We start from the raw sequence: 16,952 nt of genomic DNA on the forward strand, positions 1-16,952 counted from the left end.
TAAGGTTTTATCCTTTCAGTCCGCTGGTGCTCATACCCTGTACAATCTGTTTCTGGAAAATGAAAAATACGGCCACGACCGGAACGAGACTGACAATGGACATGGCGAACATCGCTCCCCAGTTGGAGGCAGACTCGCTATCCAGGAACATTTTGAGCGCCATCGATACCGTATATTTATCTGGTGAGTTCAGATATAGTACCGGTCCCAGCAGGTCCTCCCATCTCCAGTAGAAGGAGAAGATTGCGGCAGTCGCCAGCGAGGACTTAATCAGCGGCATGATAATCTGAATGTACAATCTGAATTTGTTACATCCATCAATGGTCGCCGCTTCATCCAGCTCTTTCGGAATCGTACGAATGAACTGCACCATCAGGAAGATGAAGAATGGCATTCCGAAGAATGTAGGTACAACAATAGGGAGAATCGTATTCAACCAGCCCAGCTTCGTAAAGATAATGTATTGTGGAACCAATACGACGTCATGCGGCAGCATCAGAGTCAGCATCATCAGGGAGAACCAGAAGCTGCGGCCTCTGAAGTTAAGTCTGGCAAAACCGAAGGCAATAAGCGACGAGGATAACACAGCACCAATGGTGGAGATGACTACGATCACGAGTGAATTGGTGATGTAATCCATAAACGGTCTTCCACCCGCGCCTTTCCACCCATCCACATAGTTGCTCCAGATCCATTCCGTAGGGAAAAGGGACTCCGCAGTAACGAAGATGGTGCGGCTCTCCTTGAATGAACTGAACAACATCCAAAGCACCGGATAAAGCATCAGGAGGGCTAGCGCTGCAACGAACAGATGATAAATCGGCCACTTTACATTTTTCCAAACCATCGTTACTTCCCTCCTTCAGATTCATAGAACACCCAGAACTTGGATGTCAGGAACACGGCTACTGTGAGTATGCCGATCATGATAAGCATGATCCAGGCCATTGCCGAAGCATAACCCATATTGTTAAACATAAAGGCCTGACGGAACAGGTACAGCGAGTAGAGCATCGTACCATCCATTGGACCACCCTCTCCTTTGGAGATGATGTACGCAGGTACGAAGGTCATGAATGCGCCGATCGTTTGCATGATCAGATTGAACAGGATGATTGGGCTAAGCAAAGGCAATGTAATGCTAAAAAACTTGCGTACCGGGTTTGCACCATCCACGCCTGCTGCCTCGTACATCTCGGGGGAGATATTTTTAAGACCTGCGAGGAAGATCAACATGGAGGAACCGAACTGCCAAACCGACAGCGAGATTAGCATAACTAGAGATGCATCCGGATCACCGAACCAACTGATAGGCCCGATTCCGATCGCCGTCAAAGCACTGTTGATAACTCCTTCATTACTGAAAAGGTTACGCCACATGATCGACACAGCCACGCTACCACCGATAATGGATGGCAGATAGTACAAGGTACGATATGTTCCGACCATACGGGAACCGGTATTCAGGATCATGGCGACGAAGAGTGCAAAGACCAGTCTAAGCGGTACACCAATGAATACATACAGGAACGTTACCTTAACTGAGTTCCAATACTTCGGATCCTCAAAAAACATTTTGGTGTAGTTGTCCATCCCAATCCATCGCGGGGAAGTGAACAGGTTATAACTCGTAAACGACATATATAGGGAGACAAACATCGGGATCAACGTAAAGCCCAAAAAGCCGATAATAAAAGGACTAATAAATGCATACCCGGTCAGGTTTCTGCGCAACGACGAATACTGCCTCAACGGAAGGAACCTCCTTTATTGATCTGCTTACTTCCACAAACCGGCTGTTAACAATTGGACGGGGAAAGGCCCTCGCGATAAGCGAGCAGCCCATTCCCCGCTATCCCGGTGTTGGGATGAGCAAGCAATCATTCAACTGTTATTTATTATTGGCCAGAACGGCTTCGGCGTTTTTACGGAATGTCTCTGCTGCCTGTTCCGGTGTGATTCTGCCAAAGTTCAGTTCCTCGACGGTATCCGCCAGAGATGCAATGACCTCAGGTGAACCGACTGGTGGCGGAGGGCTCATTGGTGAAGCTTTTGGCTCCATGGCCGCTACGAAATCAAATACCTGTTTCGTTGGTTCGCTCAGTTCAGGAGCAATAGCTTCCTTGATTGCGCCGGAGATCGGCACACCGCGCTCACCCTTGATCAGCTTGTTGGCTTCCACGTCATTCACCCAGAAATCGATGAATTTGGCTGCTTCTTCTTTCACTTTCGAGTTTGAAGTTACTGCCCAGTACATACTTGGCTGCATGTAAAGACCCTTCTCCATGTCCGGCCCAGGCATAGGAGCAAACTCCAATGGACGGTTAGCTACTTGCTGTACGGCTACAAACTGGTTGGACCATTGCCAGATACCGATACCTTTGCCCTTGACCAGATCCGATTCCTCGATAATGCCCTTAGTCTGGTTAGCCAGATCCGGTGTAGGTGCCGCACCTTGCTCAATCATTCGACGCATTAATCCGAAAAATTCGACAAACAGTTTATCATCGTCATATCCAAGACCTGTACCTTCAGCATTGTAGAGGGACAAGCCTTTGGTCCGCAGGAAGTAATGGAAGAAGATATCCGGGGCTACCCCGCCATCCAAAAACAGACCTTTCTCTGCGGTTTGTTTACCCAACGCTTCATATGACTCCCAAGTCAGGTTTTCAGGGAACGTATCTACTCCTGCCTTTTTGAGCAGAGCCGGGTCATAATGGAAGCCGAGTACGTTAACCCCGGCAGGTACACCATATTGTTTGCCGTTGATTACACCCGTGCTGATGACGTTTTCGGAAACATCATCCACCTTGATCTGGTTGCCAAGGTATGGCGCCAGATCCTCCAGCTGACCATTCTGTGCATATTGGCTGATGTAGGAAATATCCATCTGAACAATGTCAGGCAACTGATTCGCTGCAGCTTGTGGAGCGAGCTTTTTCCAGTAGTCATCAAAAGAGGCGTATTCGACATCAATCTTGACGTTCGGGTTTTTCTCTTTGTACAGATCAATGACCTTCTGCGTGTATTCATGACGTGCATCCGAGCCCCACCACGCGATACGCAGTGTAACCGAGCCATCTGCGGATGTACCTCCGGATTCTCCTTCAGAGCTGCATGCCGCCGTAAATACCAGCAGAACAGCCATCATCAGGAATATTGCCTTTTTCACCATGCCAATCTCCCCTTTTTGTGTGGATATGGTAATGTGAATGGGTTATCTCCTTTTTCTGATAACGCTTTCACAAACTTGATAATGTCATTTTCGCAAATATACGACCAGAGTTGAATACACAAATCCGTCTTGTTGGTTCAAAAAACAGAGGAGGACAACATCCACCATCACGGTGTTGTTCGTCCCCCTCATACATTGGCCAAGAGAGCGTTAGCCAATTGTTATATGCCGGATCTTCGGTACTCTGTCGGTGTCATCCCGGTCCACTTTTTGAACACCTGACTGAAATATTGCGAATTGCCTCCGAAACCAAACAGTTCTGCAAGCTCGAATACCTTTACATCCCCGCCCCGGCGAATGTGCTCACATGCACGCTCAATGCGCAGGCGATTCACGTAGTTGGAGAAGTTTTCTCCTGTCACTTTTTTAAAAATTTTGCCCAGGTAATCCGGATTCATATATAACATCTGATGGGCAACACCGTTCAGTGAAAGATCAGCTTCGCCATAGTGTTTATCTACAATATCCATCATCTTCTCCACGGCGGAAGACTGGCGGCTTATATGATTTTTATAATAACCGGAGGTCAGATTGGCCGTACTGTTGGCGACGAATGACTTCAGTTCAGACAAAGTATCCATGTGGGGAAGCTCTGCCATCCGCTGAGTAAACTCTGTTGCCTCTTCAGGCGGACAAACATGAATCATGGCCGAATAGAGCTGAACGACATAGGATCGGGTTACCTCAATATCAAGCTGCTGTCCGGATAAGCGCTCAAACAGACGGTCAACTTCGGCACTGGCCTCCTCGCTATTACCCGACTTAATCAGTTGGCACAATTGTTCGGCATCCTGCTCGGCATGGACGCCTTCACATTCCCCGGCAATGGCCACGTCATTCTTCGTGATTAATTTGCCTTCTCCGATGAAAAAGCGATGGTTCAGACATTGTTGCGCCTCACGATACAGACGCCGTGACTGGACCATGTGGTCCGCTTCGCTAAGTGCAGCCGTCACTTGTAATTTATAGAGCCTGGTAAAAGCTGCTCTCACTTCCTCAATTCGCTCCCTTAAGTCTGCGGAATCCGCCGAATCCTCCAGCAGAATCAGCAGCTTGCCTTCAATGGTAGTACTTAATAGGACATATGGCAGCAGATCGCTGGCAATGTTCTTGATGGCAAATAAATGGCTGTAGTCATGTTCGTCCGAGATGTGGAACAATAACAGGCGAACTTGATTGGCTTCGAGTTTCAGATCGAACAGTTCCTGATAATACTCCAAATCGACCGGTCCATACGTACGATTGGTCATGAACTCGAGCAAAAATTGTTCTTTTACATGGGGAAGCACTCGCTGCAGTCGCTGCTTCATCTCCCCAGCCACATGCTCTTTCACTTGTGCATCCTGCTGCTCCTGAAGCAATTCCGACAGGGCATCATGAATCTGATTTTCATTGCAGGGCTTTAGCAAGTAATGCTTTACACCGTATTGCATGGCCCGGCGGGCATATTCAAACTCTTTGTAGCCGGACAGCATGATAAACCGAAGTCCAGGGTAAGCTTCAGATGCCTTTTCTATAAGCCCCAGTCCGTCCAAACCCGGCATGGATATATCCGTGATGATAATATCAGGTCTGGAATGACCGATTTTGTCCAATGCCTCAATCCCATTTCTGGCGGTGTCCACCAGTTCTGTACCGGCTGCTGCCCAGTCCACCACTTGGGAGATTCCCTCCAAAATCACACGTTCGTCATCTACGAGCATCACTTTGTACATCGTCATCGTCCTCTCTGATCCAAGGTATTCTGATCGATACTACGGTCCCGGCACCGGGATTGCTGCTCATGATCATGCTGCCCTCATCACCGAAGGTCAGTCTGATCCGTTCCTGGATGTTGGATAAACCTATGCCTTGTCCTCTCGTCTGAATTCGTCCTTCCTGCAGCTGCACCAGAAACTCAGGGGTCATGCCCGGTCCGTCATCCTCTACTTCAATGATAATCTTGTCATCTTCTGCTCTGGCTCGAATCCGAATTTTACACGGGTCTATACTTGGTTCGAGTGCATAGTGAATGGCATTCTCCACCAAAGGCTGTAACGTTAGCTTTGGAAGGCGTGCATTCCCCACCTCAGGAGCAATATCCATATCAAAATTAAGCCTTTCCTCAAATCGTGTGCGCTGAATGGTCACATAACTGCGGACGATATCCAGCTCCCTCTCCAGCGTGATCCACTTCTCGGACATATTTACTGAACTGCGCAGCAAGAAGCCGAGTGCCTCGACCATTTCGGAAATTTGCCGCTGCTTCTGCACTTTGGCCAGCCAGTTAATGGACTCCAGCGTGTTATAGAGGAAATGCGGATTAATTTGTGCCTGAAGCGCTTTCAATTCCGTTTCTCGAATGACCAGCTGCTTCGCATAATTCTCGTCAATCAGTTCCCTGATTCGCTGCAGCATCATCTTGAATGTGCGATGCAGAAGCCCAACTTCGTTTTGGGAAGATACCGGAACACTGCCCAGAGCCGCCTCCTCCAACTTATCCAGATCCCCCTTTTCAATATTGCGCATCTTCTTGATCAACTGGGCGATCGGCTGTGTAATACTGCGGGACAGCTTGGCACCAAACACAAGTGCGACCAGCAAAATCATAAAGAAAATGACAGTCACTAATTGTTTGACAAATTGAATCTGCTTGAACATCTGGTCAAACGGCGTCATGTAAAGGTACACCCAATCCGTATAGGATGAATGCGCACGGGCGACAAAATTCCTTCCCTGTTCGAACATCGCAATCCCGTAAGGCTGGGTACGCTTCAATTCCGATTCCAACTCGGAATCACTAACTGACGATTGGGTGGGATAGATGACTTCACGTCCATCGGTAATCAGAAGCTGTGAGTCCTCTGCGGGATGCTGCATCTGATCCTGAACAATGCGATCCAGCCGTACACGGATAATCAGTGTTCCCAGCTTCTCCAAGGTGAAGGCTCCACCCGTGAAAGACTTGACCTGCCTTACGGATATGAGCCTCGCTTGCTGATCTCCGCTCGTATACCATGCATTGGATCCTGAATATTGCTGTCCAAGTGCAACCAGTTCCGCCTGCATGGACTCCGATATTCCCTCCCGGTTCCCCGCAGCCATAACGTTATTATCATTATCGATAAAAATCATGGAATAGACGTACTTCTCTGACCCTGCGTATGCAACAAGCCTGTTGGTTATTTTTTTGAGCAGGCCGTTTTTCTCGTATCCCGATTCCGCCTTATCCAACTGCAAGAGATACTGCTGGAGCGGTTCATCCGACATGACCTTGAAGGAAAGATTGGCAATTTCGCGCAGTTGATTCTCAATGCCCACGGAAGACATGTTCAGTACCTGGGACGACTTTTCATAGATTTGGCGATCATAGATTTTGAACACATATCCCAGGACAGATACATAAAACGTGAAACTGATCAGCATCAAAAATCCGATGAGAAGAATGGTTTTGTGATGGATCGGCAGCGATGTGAAAGCGTTCTTAATTTTTCTCATCCAAAGCGCTCCTTTGGCCCCGCGAAGGGTGCAGGCAGGTGTGAGAGTCTCGTTCTACTGTAAGTTATTTTCATATTTACACATCCATGGGCAGATGACAAGTCATAATTATTCAACATATAGGGTGCTATTCGAAGACACCGTGAAAAAAGAAGCCAGATTGATTGTCAGATCAACCTGGCTTCTCGAATAGAATCATTACACGTTGCTGCTTATGGATTAACGAATACTGTTTTCAACTTCGCTACATACTGCACATCAAAGCCGAGACCTTCGGCTACCATGGCCAGTGGTACATACGTTTTGGACTCTTTGCCCACCTTGTTCAGGAACGCTGGTGTATCAATTACAACGGATGCTCCATTAACCTGAACCGCACTGGCACCGATCTTCACGGCTACTTTACGGTCTCCGTATGTAATGGTTGCCGTTGAGGTTTTATTGTCCCAGACGGTGGTAGCACCTACAGCATTCACGATATCCTGAATGGCCACAAAGTTTTTCCCACTACGGATGATTGGTTTATACGGTGTGTTCAGCGTTTTGCCGCTAACGATGATGTTCATCGGTTCACCTGCTGCAGGCGCGGTCAGTTTTGTATAATCGCCCCAGATCGTTTCTGCAAAAACCTTGGCGATGGCTTCGTAACCAAACTGGTTCGGGTGAAAATCGCGATCCTTGATCATATGTGTCATGGTTCCCTCGCCGCCGACAAACTCCTTGGCTACATGTGCCACTTTTACATCCATACCCTGAGCGGTGAATTGGGATGCAATGCCGTCAATCGTCGCCGTAAAACCCTTTGATGCTTCCATGAGTTTGACATACAATGCTTTACCCGCTACTTCAGGCATAGGCTGGTACTGGTCGGCAATGACAATCTTGGCTTCGGGATTCATTGCGTAAATATTATTAATCACTTCGTTAACATTTACAGTATACGTTTCCAGCAGTTCCTTTACCTTGGCTTCCAATTCCGAATCACTTAGGTTATTGGCTGTACCAAGCAGTTCCGATACATCATTGCCCCCAATGGTAATCGCGATGAGATCAGCACCCGCTACGCTTTCACGGATTGCAGCAATATTGGCCCCCATCTGTCCTGCTCTTGGATCTGGCAGACTTGGCTGGATCGCGTCAGAAGTCAGAGTTTTGCCCTCGTTTATTGCAGAGGTAAAATTCTTCAAGCCAATACTCTTCAATCCGGCAATACCGTAGTTATCCACCTGAGTACGGCCGTGGAGCAAACCTTGCTCCTGCAAGCGCTCTACATAACCATAAGGCAAGCCCTTTGCATTTGGCTCGTATCCTACCGTGATGGAATCTCCCAAGGTGACAATCCGGAATTCCTTCGTTACGGCTGCAGCATCCTTTTTTGAAGAGGCAGCTGCCGAGGTTGTACCAGCAGGTAATGTGCTGGTGCTGTTATCGGCGGCTTGTGCTGGCTGTGCCGTTGATGCAAACAGCATCATTCCCGCCAACATGCATGCTGTCAATGCTGCCGACGTGTTGTTCCATGTACGTGTACGCTTCATTCGTGGTAACACTCCCTTTTTCTCACATCTATAAAATGATAACTTGAACTTTATTACACAGGTTCGTCTCCGGTAGCAGACGTTCATCTATTTCTATTCTATCATTAAAAAGTAGCCATGTCGCAGGACTCCGGCTTGCTCACAAAATAACAGACTTCCCTTCTATGGGAAGTCTGTTAACCTATACTCCTAGCCCTTTGTATGCTTGTTACAACCGTGTAGATTAGTGGTCTTTTCTTTCAGGTTCTGCTTCGTTTTTCTTCTCCGCAGAACGCTCCAGATAACGATCATAACGATCGTCCACTTCACGGGCCATATTTCGGTACATCAACGTCTCTTCGACAATCGGGTCCCGTTCCGTCTGAATGCGCACCTCATATTTGGGAGGAATCAGCTGGCGTTCACGCTTGTTCGCGTCGCCGGACTCTTCCATCTCCCCTTCAGTCAGCATTTCACTCAAACGTCGTTCCAGTTCCTTGGATTCATCCATCGTTCATCGCTCCTTTAATTAAGTTCATAATGCACGAGCAAATACTATTGCACCTAAACTTCGATGGTCTGAACAATCTTCCGATCGCTGTTATCCCCAAATTTTCTTGTTTACTTTTCAAAGGGAAAAATTCGAGGATAAAGGCGAACGCTTCGCTTCTCCAGATTTTTTCTGCCCCTCGTTCATGTACAATATAAGTTTGTTCAATCCATTAAGAAATTAATAAACTCACTCCAGGCCGGTTGCTTTGGCTTCCTTGAGTACATCTGTCAAGACATCATGAATTTTGCCGTTCGTGGCAACCACATGACTGACCGACAACTGATAAGGTGTACCGATTGTATCGGTTACCTTGCCGCCGGATTCCTCAACGAGCAGTGCCCCTGCCGCAATATCCCACGGTTTCAGTCCTACTTCGGTGTATGCACTGAGGCGACCCGCAGCAACATACGCCAAATGCAAGGCTGCCGACCCACCTGCACGCAGGCTTCGTACTTGCGGTGCAAGGGCCTGTACAGCCGCCATATTGACTGGCAGGGCATAGGTTGTATCTGCCGGGAAGCCCACTGCAACCAGGCTCTGACCCAGCCCCTGTTCATCCGACACAGCCATCCGGTTTCCGTGGACGTAAGCTCCTTTTCCTTTTTCAGCTACAAACAGTTCGTCTCTGGAAGGATCGTAAATGACCCCTACAATGACTTCACCATGATGAGCCAAGGCGATGGAAACCGAATAAAATGGAAATCCGTGGACAAAATTCGTTGTTCCGTCCACTGGGTCCACGATCCAGAGGAATTCCTCTTCCTGTGCCTCTTTCAGTGCTTTCGCAGAAGCTTCCGGTCCCGGTTCAACACCCTCTTCACCAAGAATGACATGGTCGGGAAAGTGGGTTAAAATCAGGCGGCGGATCATCTGCTCCGCTCCTTTATCCACTTCGGTTACAAGATCCTGCGGAGAATATTTAGTTCCGGGTTCTCCTATGGTACCGAGACGGCTCTTGATCCATTCACCCGCCTTGGACGCCGCATTAATGGCAACGGCAGTATAGCTTTTGCTTGTCACGACATAAGGTGTTTTTTCCTTCTCATTCAAAGCGTTCACTCTACTTTCTATATCAATCTACGAAAAGTTAAAATACTTGTTAAAAGTATACGCCTCACAGGTTGTAAAGTTTCTTGCTGCCCAGGCCCCTTTTGGCTCTAGGGATGGATAATGACGGTAGACTCGTCCACCCATTCCACGCCTTCTTCGTGGTAAAATGCCAGCTTCTGCATGAGCTGCACCAGTGCTTCATCCTTGCGCTTAGCCTCAATCATGACATCAAGTTCCGGCGTATCTGCAGCGATATGGCGCAAAAAGGATAGCAGCGGCTCCACCTCAACGCCATCCGCATGCCCACGGATATCCTTCTCGCTCTTCGGGCTCGAGACGTGAATTTTCGGCGGCAATGGCCGATCTGCAGGGGAATCTGCCTGTGCCAGCGGGGACTGCCACGTCTTCCATATGTCAGGCCACAAATCCCATGGCTGTTCGCCTTCATTATTGACCCACTGATGATGAATATCCAGCACCATCGGCAGTCCCAAATGCAGACATACGGCCAGCGTTTCGGGTACGTTGAATGTTTTATCATCATTTTCGAGTGTCATTCGTTCCTGGATATCCCGATCAAGCTTCAGAAAATTTTCCTCAAAGCGCAGCGCTGCACTAGGCTTGTCCCCGTATGCACCACCAATATGTATATTGTTCTTGGCAGTGGCATTCAGACCCATGGCATCCAGCATCCGAACATGATGACGAAGGTCACGCATAGAATTCCGGAGCACTTCCTCCCGCGGGGTGCTTAGGACGGTAAAATGATCCGGATGGAAGGATACGCGCATTCCATTCTCCTTCACAAAATCACCAATAGCAGCAAAATCAGACTGGAGTGCCGGGAATGGATCCCAATCCATCAGATCCTCATGGGTTGCCAGTGGAATCAATTTGGAGGAGAAGCGGTATACATGAATATGGCTGCCCTTGTTATGTCTGAGCAAACGTAACGTATTATGCAAATTCTCGGCTGCAATCCGTTCCAGCTTGCGAATGGCTGCATCCCTGTCATCGATTTTCTTGAAGCTGGCCATGGTCATCGTGCGGGAAGGAGACGCATTCTCTACCAGCACAGACATCGCCACATAACCAAAACGTACAAGCATGGTGTTCTTCCTCTCTGTTAGGGCGGAATTCCTGTCCGGCATCTGCTGCCGTCAGGTTTTCCCGTCACTGTATATAACCAAGTTTTACCCTAAAAGAAAGACCGTAATCGCTTGCCGTGCAATTGTCGTTCAATGGTCCCATTCATGAAATACGGTTTATCCCTGCGCCTGTTCACCAAAGAACATCTCGTCCGCAAGTTTAGTCTGAACGCGGGATTCTTCCTCATCCAGCTTGCGGATGAGCAGCATCTCCACTTCAGTCACTTCGTGCCCTTGGAAGTTGATCTCCGCAATGGAGGCAACGATCTTCACGATGGCTACCGCCACATTGTCAGGTGTATAGGCAATAACCTTCTGACCGGTCGGAAAGACTCGGAAGCCCTGTTTTACCATTTTGCCGCGGCCGTATTCCAGCAGTTCAAACAGCTCCTGCTCGCTCTTGAATTTGCATACGGAATTGAATTCAGTCTGAAATCCCATCCATATCCCTCCTTGTAAAGTCTTCTACGTTAATGTGTAATTGAAGATTCCAACTTAGAATTTAAGCCTGCACGCCGTTCTCGTAGTTCAGTGCTTGCTTGCGGTTATAACGCTCCAAAGCCAGCTCAATCATGCGATCCAGCAGTTCCGCATACGATACCCCTGTCTCGCGCCACAGCAATGGATACATGCTATACGGCGTAAAGCCAGGCATTGTGTTTACTTCATTAATAAGCAATGCCCCATCCGATTTGCGAATGAAGAAGTCAGCCCGGGAAATACCGTTGCCTTCAATCGCACGGAATGCCTGCAAGGCTGCCTCACGGATACGATCAGCGGCTTCAGGATCCAGCGGAGCGGGAATCAGCATCTGTGATTGGCCATCAATATATTTAGCTGCATAGTCATAATATTCACCAGAGGATACGATTTCTCCTGGCACCGAAGCCATCGGCTCATCATTACCAAGTACGCTCACTTCTACTTCACGCGCCTCAACAAACTCCTCAATGACAACCTTCGTATCGTACCGCAGTGCAAATTCGACGGCCGTCTTCAGTTCATCCCGATTACGTGCTTTGGAAATCCCTACGCTGGAGCCGAGGTTCGCCGGTTTGATGAAACATGGGTAGCCCAGCTGTTCCTCCACTTGCAGGATCATGTCGTGCTCGGTCTGCTTCCACTGGGTCGCATTAAAATAAGTAAAGGCACATTGGTCGATTCCAGCCTGTGCAAACAGCTTTTTCATAACCACTTTGTCCATACCGCCTGCCGAAGCCAGTACACCTGCACCCACATAAGGCATATCCGCCATCTCGAACATCCCCTGGATCGTACCATCCTCACCAAACGTACCGTGCAGCAGCGGGAACATGACGTCCAGTGCATCTTCTCCACCATACAAACGTGCAAACAGGGCGTTCAGCGCTTCCTGGGTTCCGCCCGCTGCCTGCTCCAGCTTCAGGTCCTCGATCTGCGCGAATGGCGCGTGCATCACAGCTCCCTTTTTCCATGTCCCCTGCTTGGAGATATAGAAAGGAACCAGTTCATATTTCTCATAATCAAAAGCGTTCGTTACAGCAAACGCCGTTTGCAGCGATACTTCGTGTTCCCCTGATTTTCCGCCGTAAACGACGCCAACTGTTAATTTATCCATACTCATGCGTTACCTCCGATTATGTGTGCATGATGCCGTCATACCTCATGTTCAGCATCAATTTTATTCTTGTCTTAGGGTTATTTTACACGGAACTGAATGTCCGCGTCACCAAATCCCTGTATATCTTTCTTCATTTAGAACTCATCTGCAATATGAAAAAGCCGGTACACCGTCCGCTCTGTCCAAGCGTAAGAATCCCGGTAATCCCAGTAGCGGTGGCGACTGCTGACTGTATGTGCATTGACAAGCGGCATGCCTCCCGCATCAAAGGCAGTCACAACGGTACTATGCTGGAACCTGCCGTCTCCGTCCCAATCGTAGAGAATGACATCTCCGAGCATGAGTTGCTCCGGACGATCGACTTCAGTTGCTGTCAGACCCCAGCTGCTGCTCCCCAGATACCGCTCCAGACTGTTGGATACGGCCCAGCTGTAGCTCCACATTTCGGTGCTGTTCACATAGCCTTTGTACCACCAGCCCGCTTCTCTTCTACCAGTATAGTGGATGGGTGCTCCCCCTGCAAAGAGACATTGGGAGACGTAATTGGTGCAGTCTACCTCGAATTCCTCAAATGCCGGGTTTCCTGCATTCCACCATCGATCTGCATAAGCGACAGCCAGGTCTCTCCGGTATAATTGCTGCCTTGAACTCCTTCCCTGGCCAAGCACTTCCCTGTTCAGCAGCGGCCGATTATTCGCCTGTACAAAATCGGCTTGCTGAAAGGGTCTTCCCTCCCCTGCCGGACGCCGCTCCGGCACTTCTCTCTCTACCCGTCCAATCATCCAGGATCCGCCCTGCCGCAAAAAGGTCAACCGTTCCCGCTCAATCCGATCCTCCCGGTGGGTGATTCCGCTCTTCTCATAGAAAAGCCTGCTGTACAGTTGAACATCCACGACCGATTCTTCCGGACCTTCCGTAACCGTACGCACAAGCTTGGCACTGGTCTCGCTGCGAAGAGGCACTGCACGCCGTTTACGATACCAGTCGTCCAGTCTGGCCATACGCTCTCCCCGCTCCAGCACAAATTCCGGATCGGTGACGATCCGCTCGCTCGTCTGTGGACGATAGTCGATTTCGCAGCGGTTGTACTGGTTCACATAGGTGTATAAGGCACTCTTCCATTCCCGTTCCAAGCCTGTGTCCCCCTTTGGCACTTGAGTTCTCTCTGGAAAATTCAGCTGTGCAAACTACTTCTAATCATATGAGGCGTATAACGGTTGTATGTGTTCTGACCACGGATCGAAGGCTGAAATTCGGAGTCTTCGCAGGCAGGAAGTATCGCAACCAACCAATATTCACGAAAACGCCTTCATTGTTCTCAAAGCTTGTTTGGACAGGCAAAAAGCCCTTTACGTACGGAGGTGAAAACGGTATACTTAAAACTAAAGTTGCAATTATGAAATTACGTTTCATCTGATGAAACCAACGAACAAGGACACGGAACGATGAAGGCCTGTTCTTCCACCTAAATGAACTTTATCTTCATCTCACCGACACATTTTAAGGAGGTACATGTATGTCAGCCAAGAACCATTTCTCCGCAGCCCGCAGTCTTGAGGTCGGAGGCAAGTCTTACCGCTACTACAGTCTCGATGCTCTTCAGGAAGGCGGCTACGGCGACCTTTCCAAGCTTCCCTTCTCCATTAAAGTGCTGCTCGAAGCAGCAGTTCGTCAGTTCGACGGACGCGCAATTACCGAAGAACATGTGAAACAACTTACCGGCTGGGCAGAAGGCCGTGACAATAACAAGGAAATTCCGTTTATCCCTGCACGTATCGTCCTGCAGGACTTCACTGGCGTACCGGTTGTCGTGGATCTTGCCGCGATGCGTGATACGGTGAAAAAGGCAGGCGGCGATCCAAAACAGATCAATCCGCTCGTGCCGGTTGACCTCGTTATCGACCACTCCGTTATGGTTGATGCATTCGGAACCAACGACGCTCTCGACTACAATATCAAGGTTGAGTTCGAGCGTAACGAAGAGCGCTACCGCTTCCTGCGCTGGGCACAAACGGCATTCAACAACTTCCGTGCTGTACCGCCATCCACAGGGATCGTTCACCAAGTCAACCTGGAGTATCTGGCTTCCGTCGCTGCAACCAAAACGATTGACGGCGAAACTGTCGTGTTCCCGGATTCCCTCGTAGGTACGGACTCCCACACCACCATGATCAACGGTCTCGGCGTTGTTGGTTGGGGTGTTGGCGGAATTGAGGCCGAAGCAGGCATGCTTGGGCAACCGCTCTATTTTGTAACACCTGACGTTATCGGTTTCAAATTGACTGGCAGCCTGAGCGAAGGCGCAACAGCTACGGATCTGGCACTCACTGTCACTCAAATGCTTCGTAAAAAAGGCGTAGTCGGCAAATTTGTCGAGTTCTACGGTCCAGGCCTTGCTAACATCAGCCTCGCTGACCGTGCGACTGTTGCCAACATGGCACCGGAATACGGCGCTACGATTGGTTTCTTCCCTGTCGATAGCGAGACACTGAACTACATGCGCAGTACGGGACGTTCCGACGAGCAAGTGGATCTGGTTGAAGCTTATTACAAAGCACAAGGCATGTTCCGGACTTCCAGCACGGTTGATCCAGAATTCACCGATGTGATCGAGCTGGATCTCGCTTCCGTGGTACCAAGCCTTGCAGGTCCTAAGCGTCCGCAGGATCGCATCGAGCTGACACAAATGAAGGATAGCTTCAACAGCATCATTCGTACCCCGGTCGATAAAGGCGGATACGGGCTGAGCGATGAGAAGATTGAAGAAACAGTGCCTGTGAAGCACCCTGACGGTTCCACTAGTGAACTGAAAGCAGGCGCGGTTGTCATTGCAGCGATCACAAGCTGCACCAACACATCCAACCCAAGCGTTATGCTCGGAGCGGGTCTTCTGGCGAAAAAAGCAGTTGAGCGCGGTCTGACCAAACCAGGCTACGTAAAAAGCAGCTTGACTCCAGGTTCCCTCGTCGTTACCGAGTATCTCGAAAAATCAGGCCTGAACGTATACCTCGATCAGCTCGGATTTAACGTTGCCGGTTACGGTTGTGCAACTTGTATCGGTAACTCCGGCCCACTGCCAGACGAAGTAAGCGAAGCAATTTCCGAGAACGATATGACTGTAGCAGCTGTATTGTCCGGTAACCGTAACTTCGAAGGCCGTGTACATGCTCAGGTAAAAGCCAACTACCTGGCTTCTCCACCACTCGTGGTAGCTTATGCTCTCGCGGGTACGGTTAATATTGATTTTGCTACCGATCCAATCGGTTATGATACGAATAACGAGCCTGTCTTCCTGAAAGACCTCTGGCCTAGCTCCGAGGAAATCAAGGATGCCATTGCAAGCTCACTGAATGCTCAGATGTTCCGCAACAAATACGAGAACGTATTTACGGCTAATGAGCGTTGGAATAACATTCCTGTACCGGAAGGCGAACTGTATGAGTGGGATCCAAACTCCACTTATATTCAGAACCCGCCATTCTTCCAAAACCTTGGCGACAAACTGACCGATATCGCAGATATCCGCTCTGCACGCGTTATGGCATTGCTGGCTGACTCCGTAACAACGGATCACATCTCGCCAGCGGGTAATATTGCTCCATCCAGTCCAGCTGGACTGTACCTGAAAGAGCATGGCGTTGAACGCAAAGACTTCAACTCTTACGGCTCACGCCGTGGTAACCATGAAGTCATGATGCGTGGTACGTTTGCCAACATTCGCATTCGTAACCAGGTAGCTCCGGGTACGGAAGGTGGTATTACGAAGTACCTGCCAACGGATGAAGAGATGTCCATCTACGATGCTTCCATGAAGTATCAGGACGAAGGTCAGAACCTGATCGTTATTGCAGGTAAAGAGTATGGTACAGGCAGCTCCCGTGACTGGGCGGCAAAAGGTACATTCCTGCTCGGCGTTAAAGCCGTTATCGCAGAAAGCTTCGAGCGTATCCACCGCAGTAACCTGGTGGGCATGGGCGTAATGCCACTGCAATTCCAGGAAGGCCATGGATGGTCCAGCCTCGGTCTGAATGGACGTGAAACGTATGACATTACGGGCCTCAGCAATGATGTGAAGCCTGGACAAGAGTTGACGGTTACGGTAACCCGTGAAGACGGAACCAAGTTCGACTTCCCTGTCATCGCTCGTCTCGACAGCATGGTTGACGTGGACTACTACCACAACGGTGGTATCCTGCAAACCGTATTGCGTCAGATGATGAAAAAAGCTTAATTGCATGAACCTTTAATGCGATACATTAATATCAAAAAAGCTCCCCGCCACGTGCACTCGGCACGTGATGGGGAGCTTTTTTTGATGTTTTACGTTCCATGATCGACATAGCTATATCCCTACAGATGGGGTTGATGAAATTCC

The 16,952-nt window shown here is 49.2% G+C and carries 13 protein-coding genes; 1 reads left to right on the forward strand and 12 read right to left on the reverse strand.

Going from position 1 to position 16,952, the window contains the following annotated elements; translation table 11 throughout:
* Window positions 1-7 precede the first annotated feature (7 nt).
* The 12 genes from ABGV42_RS17950 to ABGV42_RS18005 form a co-directional block, all read right to left on the reverse strand.
* Complete coding sequence (locus ABGV42_RS17950; RefSeq protein ID WP_347382851.1) at window positions 8-847, reverse strand: carbohydrate ABC transporter permease; 840 nt, start codon at window positions 845-847, stop codon at window positions 8-10.
* Between the two features lie 2 nt (window positions 848-849).
* The gene (locus ABGV42_RS17955) at window positions 850-1,752 is read right to left on the reverse strand and encodes a carbohydrate ABC transporter permease (protein ID WP_175395411.1); all 903 of its coding nucleotides are present in this window, start codon (window positions 1,750-1,752) and stop codon (window positions 850-852) included.
* A 139-nt stretch (window positions 1,753-1,891) separates the two neighbouring features.
* A complete protein-coding gene (locus tag ABGV42_RS17960) occupies window positions 1,892-3,175 on the reverse strand; it encodes an ABC transporter substrate-binding protein (protein ID WP_347382852.1) in 1,284 nt (427 codons plus the stop codon).
* Between the two features lie 221 nt (window positions 3,176-3,396).
* Window positions 3,397-4,950, reverse strand: coding sequence for a response regulator transcription factor (locus tag ABGV42_RS17965; RefSeq protein WP_347382853.1), 1,554 nt, complete (start codon window positions 4,948-4,950; stop codon window positions 3,397-3,399).
* A complete protein-coding gene (locus ABGV42_RS17970) occupies window positions 4,925-6,712 on the reverse strand; it encodes a cache domain-containing sensor histidine kinase (RefSeq protein ID WP_347382854.1) in 1,788 nt (595 codons plus the stop codon). The genes ABGV42_RS17965 and ABGV42_RS17970 overlap by 26 nt, the downstream gene beginning before the upstream one ends.
* Before the next feature lie 212 nt (window positions 6,713-6,924).
* Window positions 6,925-8,247: a stalk domain-containing protein gene (locus ABGV42_RS17975; protein WP_347382855.1), complete on the reverse strand. Its 1,323-nt coding sequence runs from the start codon at window positions 8,245-8,247 to the stop codon at window positions 6,925-6,927.
* A 223-nt stretch (window positions 8,248-8,470) separates the two neighbouring features.
* The gene (locus ABGV42_RS17980; RefSeq protein ID WP_347382856.1) at window positions 8,471-8,737 is read right to left on the reverse strand and encodes a hypothetical protein; all 267 of its coding nucleotides are present in this window, start codon (window positions 8,735-8,737) and stop codon (window positions 8,471-8,473) included.
* A gap of 228 nt (window positions 8,738-8,965) precedes the next feature.
* Entirely contained in the window at window positions 8,966-9,829 is an 864-nt protein-coding gene (locus ABGV42_RS17985) for an inositol monophosphatase family protein (protein ID WP_431523626.1), read from the reverse strand.
* Between the two features lie 107 nt (window positions 9,830-9,936).
* Entirely contained in the window at window positions 9,937-10,938 is a 1,002-nt protein-coding gene (gene uvsE / locus ABGV42_RS17990; protein ID WP_347382858.1) for a UV DNA damage repair endonuclease UvsE, read from the reverse strand.
* A 156-nt stretch (window positions 10,939-11,094) separates the two neighbouring features.
* Complete coding sequence (locus ABGV42_RS17995; RefSeq protein ID WP_347382859.1) at window positions 11,095-11,418, reverse strand: hypothetical protein; 324 nt, start codon at window positions 11,416-11,418, stop codon at window positions 11,095-11,097.
* Window positions 11,419-11,479: 61 nt separating this feature from the next.
* Window positions 11,480-12,580: a D-alanine--D-alanine ligase gene (locus tag ABGV42_RS18000; protein WP_347382860.1), complete on the reverse strand. Its 1,101-nt coding sequence runs from the start codon at window positions 12,578-12,580 to the stop codon at window positions 11,480-11,482.
* Between the two features lie 131 nt (window positions 12,581-12,711).
* Window positions 12,712-13,710, reverse strand: coding sequence for an amidase domain-containing protein (locus tag ABGV42_RS18005; RefSeq protein WP_347382861.1), 999 nt, complete (start codon window positions 13,708-13,710; stop codon window positions 12,712-12,714).
* 383 nt (window positions 13,711-14,093) lie between these two features.
* On the opposite strand from ABGV42_RS18005, the gene acnA reads away from it, so the two are divergent.
* Entirely contained in the window at window positions 14,094-16,808 is a 2,715-nt protein-coding gene (acnA, locus tag ABGV42_RS18010) for an aconitate hydratase AcnA (protein WP_347382862.1), read from the forward strand.
* The last annotated feature ends 144 nt before the right edge of the window (window positions 16,809-16,952 follow it).

The sequence above is a fragment of the Paenibacillus pabuli genome (assembly GCF_039831995.1).
GTDB lineage: Bacteria > Bacillota > Bacilli > Paenibacillales > Paenibacillaceae > Paenibacillus > Paenibacillus pabuli_C.

Coding starts and splice junctions, on each gene's coding strand:
- ABGV42_RS17950 (WP_347382851.1), bottom strand. CDS start 847: ATGGTTTGGAAAAATGTAAAGTGGCCGATTTATCATCTGTTCGTTGCA.
- ABGV42_RS17960 (WP_347382852.1), bottom strand. CDS start 3,175: ATGGTGAAAAAGGCAATATTCCTGATGATGGCTGTTCTGCTGGTATTT.
- ABGV42_RS17965 (WP_347382853.1), bottom strand. CDS start 4,950: ATGTACAAAGTGATGCTCGTAGATGACGAACGTGTGATTTTGGAGGGA.
- ABGV42_RS17970 (WP_347382854.1), bottom strand. CDS start 6,712: ATGAGAAAAATTAAGAACGCTTTCACATCGCTGCCGATCCATCACAAA.
- ABGV42_RS17975 (WP_347382855.1), bottom strand. CDS start 8,247: ATGAAGCGTACACGTACATGGAACAACACGTCGGCAGCATTGACAGCA.
- ABGV42_RS17980 (WP_347382856.1), bottom strand. CDS start 8,737: ATGGATGAATCCAAGGAACTGGAACGACGTTTGAGTGAAATGCTGACT.
- uvsE (WP_347382858.1), bottom strand. CDS start 10,938: ATGCTTGTACGTTTTGGTTATGTGGCGATGTCTGTGCTGGTAGAGAAT.
- ABGV42_RS17995 (WP_347382859.1), bottom strand. CDS start 11,418: ATGGGATTTCAGACTGAATTCAATTCCGTATGCAAATTCAAGAGCGAG.
- ABGV42_RS18000 (WP_347382860.1), bottom strand. CDS start 12,580: ATGAGTATGGATAAATTAACAGTTGGCGTCGTTTACGGCGGAAAATCA.
- acnA (WP_347382862.1), top strand. CDS start 14,094: ATGTCAGCCAAGAACCATTTCTCCGCAGCCCGCAGTCTTGAGGTCGGA.